At 67.0% G+C, this 6,308-nt stretch carries 7 protein-coding genes and 1 riboswitch; of the genes, 4 read left to right on the plus strand and 3 right to left on the minus strand.

From position 1 onward, the window contains the following. On the plus strand, nt 1–705 hold a 705-nt coding region (locus AX702_RS19905), incomplete at its 5' end, for an alpha/beta fold hydrolase (RefSeq protein ID WP_066782124.1). Beyond that, the gene (locus tag AX702_RS19910; RefSeq protein WP_066782125.1) at nt 702–1,781 is read left to right on the plus strand and encodes an NAD(P)/FAD-dependent oxidoreductase; all 1,080 of its coding nucleotides are present in this window, start codon (nt 702–704) and stop codon (nt 1,779–1,781) included. The genes AX702_RS19905 and AX702_RS19910, both read left to right, overlap by 4 nt. A gap of 15 nt (nt 1,782–1,796) precedes the next feature. Here AX702_RS19910 and rnhA read toward each other — a convergent pair whose 3' ends face one another. From rnhA to ispH, 3 genes are all read right to left on the minus strand, one after another. After that, complete coding sequence (gene rnhA, locus AX702_RS19915; protein WP_066782126.1) at nt 1,797–2,249, minus strand: ribonuclease HI; 453 nt, start codon at nt 2,247–2,249, stop codon at nt 1,797–1,799. Further along, complete coding sequence (thrB, locus tag AX702_RS19920; protein ID WP_066782127.1) at nt 2,246–3,205, minus strand: homoserine kinase; 960 nt, start codon at nt 3,203–3,205, stop codon at nt 2,246–2,248. The genes rnhA and thrB overlap by 4 nt, the downstream gene beginning before the upstream one ends. Before the next feature lie 83 nt (nt 3,206–3,288). Next, nucleotides 3,289–4,239, minus strand: a complete 951-nt coding sequence (gene ispH / locus AX702_RS19925) for a 4-hydroxy-3-methylbut-2-enyl diphosphate reductase (protein WP_066782128.1) — start codon at nt 4,237–4,239, stop codon at nt 3,289–3,291. 90 nt (nt 4,240–4,329) lie between these two features. Here ispH and AX702_RS19930 point away from each other — a divergent pair, with 90 nt between their 5' ends. Further along, nucleotides 4,330–4,995 carry a hypothetical protein gene (locus tag AX702_RS19930; protein WP_231731971.1) on the plus strand — a complete coding sequence of 222 codons (666 nt, stop codon included), beginning with the start codon at nt 4,330–4,332 and terminating at the stop codon, nt 4,993–4,995. Between the two features lie 88 nt (nt 4,996–5,083). Beyond that, a riboswitch (glycine riboswitch) is annotated at nt 5,084–5,188 on the plus strand. 157 nt (nt 5,189–5,345) lie between these two features. Next, on the plus strand, nt 5,346–6,308 hold a 963-nt coding region (gene gcvT, locus AX702_RS19935), incomplete at its 3' end, for a glycine cleavage system aminomethyltransferase GcvT (RefSeq protein WP_066782129.1).

The raw sequence follows: 6,308 nt of genomic DNA on the forward strand, positions 1-6,308 counted from the left end.
GGGCAAGGTGGGTCGGGCCGGCTGTCACCGGATCCGCACGTTGGCCATGCGGTGGATTTCACGCCGTTCCTGAGCGATCTCGCCGCCTTCTGGACGCAATGGGACGTCGCCGGTCCACGTGTGGCAATCGGCCATTCGATGGGCGGCCACCTGGTGTTGCAGGCGATGCTGGAGCAGGCGATCACGCCCGATGCCGTCGTGCTGGTCGCACCGATGCTGGGGCTGAAGGCGCCGATCGCGCCGCGCTTTGGTGAATGGCTCGCCTGCACCATGCGCGACCTCGGCGATCCGGCGCGTGCGGCGTGGAAGGGCAATGAGCGGCCGGTCAGCCGATTGAAGCGGCAACAGCTGCTGACGGCGGACGTCAGCCGTTATGAAGACGAACAATGGTGGTACGACCAGGTGCCCGAGATCAAGCTGGGTCCGCCGAGCTGGTCATGGCTGGCGCAGGCCTTCGCCTCCACCCGCCGGCAGCGCAGCGATCCGCGCCTGCTTACACTGAAGACGGCGATCCTCATGCTGCTGGCCGACCGAGATGGCCTGGTTGACTCGCGTGCGGCGCTGGAGGTGGCGAGCCGCCTGCCGAATGCGGAGCTGCTGCGCTTCGGCGCGGAGTCGGCGCATGAGATCCTGCGTGAGGCCGATCCGGTGCGGGATCGGGCGCTCGCCGCCATTGATCAGTTCCTGCAGGCGCACGCGCGGTGATCCACGACATTGCCATCGTGGGTGCCGGTATGGCCGGCGCGTCGCTCGCGGCCGAAATAGGCACCCGGGCGCGCGTTCTGCTGATCGAGGCGGAGGAGATCGCCGGCTATCATGCCACCGGTCGCTCCGCGGCCTTCTGGTCGGAAACCTATGGTGGGCCTGGGATCCAGCCGCTCACCACGGCGTCGGGCGAGTATCTGCGGGCGGGCGGGTTTCTTGATCCCTTGGGTTCGCTGCACATCGGCCGCGCTGCCGAGCGGGAGGAGGCAGACGCTTTCCTCGCCGCCTTCGCCGGCAGCGGCGTGCCCCTGATCCCGGTTGATCCGCGCGATCACGTGCACGGTCTGCGTGCCGGCTGGACCATCGGCATCATGGAGCCGACCTGCGCCTACATCGACGTTGCCGCGCTGCACGCCGATGCCCTGGCGCGCGCGCGTCGCACCGGAGCCGACGTGCTGCTGCAGGCCGCGCTGACCAGCGCCGTCCGCCTGGACGGCCGATGGCGGCTCGAGACGACGGCCGGCACATACGAGGCGAGCGTGCTGGTCGATGCTGCCGGCGCCTGGGCCGACGAGATCGCGCGACGCGCCGGCGCCACGCCGCTGAACATCCAGCCCTACCGTCGCACTATGGTGCAGCTGAAGACCGATCCGGCGCCCGCGCCCGGCGTGCCACATGTCGTGCACGTCGGCGGCGATTTCTACTTCAAGCCGGAGGCGGGCGGTCGGCTATGGCTCAGCCCACATGACGAGACACCTACCGATCCGGCTGATGTCCAGCCGGAGGAGCTGGATGTTGCCATCGCGATCGACCGGTTCGAACAGGCGGTGGACTGGCGCATCACGCAGCTTGAGCGCAAATGGGCCGGGCTGCGCAGTTTTGCGCCGGATCGCCTGCCGGTCTATGGCTTCGCGGCCAATACGCCCGGCTTCTTCTGGTTCGCGGGGCAGGGCGGCTTCGGTATTCAGACCGCACCTGCCGCCGCCATGATCGGAGCCGCGTTGCTGCTTGGCGAGATCCCGGCGCTTGCCAGCGAGATCGACATTGCGCGCTATGCGCCGACGAGGTTCGGGTAGGCCTAGCGAAGGGCTTCAGCCGCGCTTGCCAGCAGCGACCGCGGCATCGCTCGCCAGACGGTCGGCGCGCTCATTCTCCGGATGGCCGGCATGCCCCTTCACCCACTGCCAATCCACCCGGTGCCGCGCGGCGGCATCGAGCAGCGCCTGCCACAGCTCGGCATTCTTGACCGGCTTCTTGTCCGCCGTCTTCCAGCCATTGCGCCGCCAGCCGTGGATCCACTTCGTCAGCCCATCCATCACGTAACGGCTGTCAGTATAGAGCGTCACGTGGCACGGCCGCGTAAAGGCGTTGAGCGCCTCGATGGCGGCGGTCAGCTCCATGCGGTTGTTGGTCGTCAGCGGTTCGCCTCCCGACAATTCCTTCTCGTGCGCGCCCATCCGCAGCACCGCGCCCCAGCCGCCTGGGCCAGGATTGCCCTTGCACGCGCCATCGGTGAACGCCTCCACCTTCGTCATTTCGGTCATTGAATGTGCGTCACCAGTGCCGGATTGTAGTGGGCGAGCCGCCGCACATAGGCGAGCGGATCCTTGCGCACGACCAGCGCATCCGCCGGCGTGTTGAGCCAGTCCCACGCGCGTGACAGGGCAAAACGGATGCACGCGCCGCTCGCCAAGGTGCCGAACTGCGCGCGCTCGAGTGTAGACAAGGGAAAGTGCCGCTCGTAGCCGGCAATCAGCGCGTCGCCGACCGCGGCGTCATAGCTGCCGCCCTTGGCGTCGAAGGACCAGGCGGTGTGCATCACCGCCAGATCGTACACGCGGATGTCGGTGCACGCGAAATAGAAGTCGATCAGCCCGGTGACCCGGTCTCCCAACATCAGCACATTGTCGGGGAACAGATCGGCGTGGATCGCGCTGCGCTCGAATTCGGTGCCCGGCCAGTCGGCTTCCACGTGATCCAGCGCAGTGCCGAGGTCATCGTACAACCCCGGCGCGATTTCATCGAGGCTGCGCCCACAGCGTTCGAACAGCGGTCGCCAGGTCTCGATCCCCATGGAGTTGGTGCGCACCGGCGCAAAATCGGCCACCGCGCGGTGCATCGCGCCCATTGCATCGCCAGCCGCCAGCGCCTGCGCTGGCGTCGGGTGTGACAGCGACACGCCGGAGAGGAACTTGATCAGGCAGGCGGGGCGACCCTCCAGCTCCTGGATCTCGCGCCCGTCGCGATCCTTGATCGCCGGCGGCACCGGCAGCCCCTTTGCATCGAGATGGTCGAGCAGCGCCATGAAAAAGGGTAGGTCATCCGCCGCTACCCGCTTCTCATACAGTGTCAGGATGTACCGTCCGCCGGTCGTGTCCACGAGATAATTGGAGTTCTCCACCCCTTCCGCAATGCCCTTTGCGGACACCAGCTCGCCGACGTCGTAGCGCCGCAGAAAGGCGGCAAGCGCTTCCGCCGACACATGAGTATAAACCGCCATTCGCGATCACCATGCCGGCGCGCCGGCATCCCCCTGCCAAGTCAATAAACGGATCGCCTCACCGGCAGCCCGCGCGATCGGTCCTAGGCGGCCGCCTCAAGCGAGCGGGGCAGCTTGAAGGCGATCGTCTCGCGCGTGGTCTCCTCCTCGCGCTCGCTCACCTCATATCGCGTTGACAGAAGATCTACGAGCTCGCGCACCAGAAGCTCCGGAGCCGATGCGCCTGCGCTCACTCCCAAGGTCCCAACCCCGTCCAGGAAGGACCAGTCGAGATCGCTGGCGCGCTGGATCAGCGTGGCGCGAATGCCTTCGCGCTCGGCTACTTCCACCAGACGCAGCGAATTGGAGGAGTTTGGCGCACCGATCACCAGCACGGCATCGCACGCGCTGGCGATCGCCTTCACCGCTGCCTGACGGTTGGACGTGGCGTAGCAAATGTCCTCGCCGCGCGGCGCCTGCATATTCGGGAAGCGCCGCTGCAGTACCCGCACGACCTCCGCCGTATCGTCCACCGACAGCGTGGTCTGCGTCAGAAAGGCGAGGTTCTCGGGATCCGCCGGCTGCAGCGCCTCCGCATCCGCGACATCCTCGATCAGCGTCATCGCGCCTTCGGGCACCTGACCGAAGGTGCCGATCACCTCCGGGTGACCGGCGTGGCCGATGAACAGGATGTGCCGCCCGGATGCGACCAGCCGCTCCGCCTGACGGTGCACCTTGGACACCAGCGGGCAGGTGGCGTCGAGATATTCCAGCCCGCGCGCCTCGGCATTGGCCGGCACCGATTTGGGCACGCCATGCGCGGAAAAGACCACCGGGGCGCCATCGGGCACCTCGTCCAGTTCCTCGACGAAGATCGCGCCCTTGGCCTTCAGCGTGTCGACCACGAACTTGTTATGGACGATCTCGTGCCGGACATAGACGGGCGCGCCGTGCTTCTCGATCGCGAGTTCGACGATGCGGATCGCGCGGTCCACTCCGGCGCAGAAGCCGCGGGGGGCGGCGATCAGCAGTTCGAGCGCTGGCTTGTCGGTCATCCCTGCCGCTTACGCGATTGCCTGCCCGCACGGAAGGCGGTTATGAGCGCCCGGGCACTTCGTACCCGTTCGTATAAGGTTTCTCCGCACGTGTCCTTTTGCACCCCAGCGTATCGCGCCGTCAGCCTCGTTCCGCTCGCCCTGGTCCTGCTTGCCGGCGGTTGCGCCAAGAGCGGCGACATCTCGGTCGATGGCGGGGTAGGCATCACCGCAGTGCGGTCCGCCTGTCCGGTGGTCGGCGTTCCTACCGGCACGGGGGATATAACCCTGTTCGATCCGCCCGCCAGCCGAGACGCCAGCGCGATCGACGTGACGGCGGTGATCACCAATGTTCGCAGCACTTGCGACGACAGCGGCGCCGAAGTGGTCAGCAACGTCACCTTTGACGTGCGCGCCCGTCGCGCACGCACGGATGGTGCGCGCGAAGTGACGTTGCCGTATTTCATCACGATCGTTCGCGGCGGCACGCAGGTGGTCGCCAAGCGGGTCGGCGCCGTCGCTGTCCGGTTCGAAGCCGGGCAGGCGCTCGCCAGCACGTCCGCGCAAGGGAGCGCCACCGTGAACCGCTCGGCGGCAACCTTGCCCGACTCGGTGCGCGAACAGCTCACGCGCAAGCGCAAGGCGGGCGATCAGGACGCCGCGGTCGATCCGCTGTCCACGCCGGAGGTTCGCCAGGCGGTGCTGTCCGCCAGCTTCGAGGCGCTGGTCGGCTTTCAGCTGACCGACGATCAACTGCGCTACAACGCGCAGCGCTGAAGGCTTACCCAAAGTAGCGGCCGCACCTGGGCGATTGACTCGTCTCCCGGGCGCGGCCACAGCGCGAAGGTCGATGCCGGGCAACCGGGATGGGCGCGCGGGAGAGTGCGACCGGCCTTTCAGGCCAGCAATGTCGCCGCCGAAGGAGCAACCACCCCGGAATCTCTCAGGCAACAGGGACCGCGCAGCCCGATTCGACGCTCTGGAAAGCGGCCTTGGCTTTGCCCTGGCCCACCGAAGGGGTAACTTCGCGACTGGCGGGGGAAAGCTCTCAGGTTCCGTGACAGAGGGGGTTCGGTTCGTATCGCCAGCAGTGGCGGACGATCGCCCTTGCTGACGGAATTGCCGTGATGAGCGACCAGGACGAAGACGTAATCATCGAAACCATGACGCTGCCGCTGGATGGCTGGCATCGGGCGCGCGGCGGCCGGATGGTCGAGTTCGCGGGCTATTGGATGCCGGTCCAGTATGAAGGCATCATGGCCGAGCATCTGTGGACGCGCGAGAGCGCCGGCCTCTTCGATGTCAGCCACATGGGTCAGATCACCTTCCGCGGCGACGGGCTTGTGCCCGCGCTCGAGGCGATGATGCCTGCCGATATCGCCGGCCTTGCGCTGAACCGCGCACGCTATTCGCTGCTGCTGGACGACCATGGCGGCGTGCTCGACGATCTGATGCTTACGCGCCAGCCCGCGGATGAGGACGGCGAGCGCATCTATATGGTCGTGAACGGCGCGACCAAATATGACGATATCGCGCACATGCTCGATCATCTGCCGGACGATATCACGCTTAACCTGATGGAGGACCATGCGCTGCTGGCGCTTCAGGGGCCGAAGGCTGTGGATGCGCTGATGCCGCTGGTGCCTGGCGTCGATGCGCTCGTGTTCATGCAGGGCGCCGCCTTCACCTGGCAGGAGCATGAGCTGTGGATCAGCCGCTCCGGCTATACCGGCGAGGACGGCTTTGAAATCTCGATCCCGGCGGAGGGTGCAGAAGCCTTCGCCGATGCGCTGCTGGCGCAGCCCGAAGTGAAGCCGATCGGCCTTGGCGCGCGCGATTCCCTGCGGCTGGAGGCGGGCCTGCCGCTCTATGGCCATGATCTGTCGCCCGAGACGACGCCGGTCATGGCCGATCTCGGCTTTGCCCTGTTCAAGCGCCGCCGCGAGGAGGGCGGCTTCCCCGGCGCGGAGCGCCTGTTGGCAGAACGGGAGAATGGCCCCGCCACGAAGCGCGTTGGCCTGCTCGTCGAGGGCCGTCAGCCGGTACGCGAGGGCGCAAGCGTTGTTGACGCCGCGGGCAGCATCGTCGGC

Origin of the sequence: Sphingomonas sp. CCH5-D11, from assembly GCF_001557395.1 — a bacterium.
Classification (GTDB): Bacteria; Pseudomonadota; Alphaproteobacteria; order Sphingomonadales; family Sphingomonadaceae; genus Sphingomonas.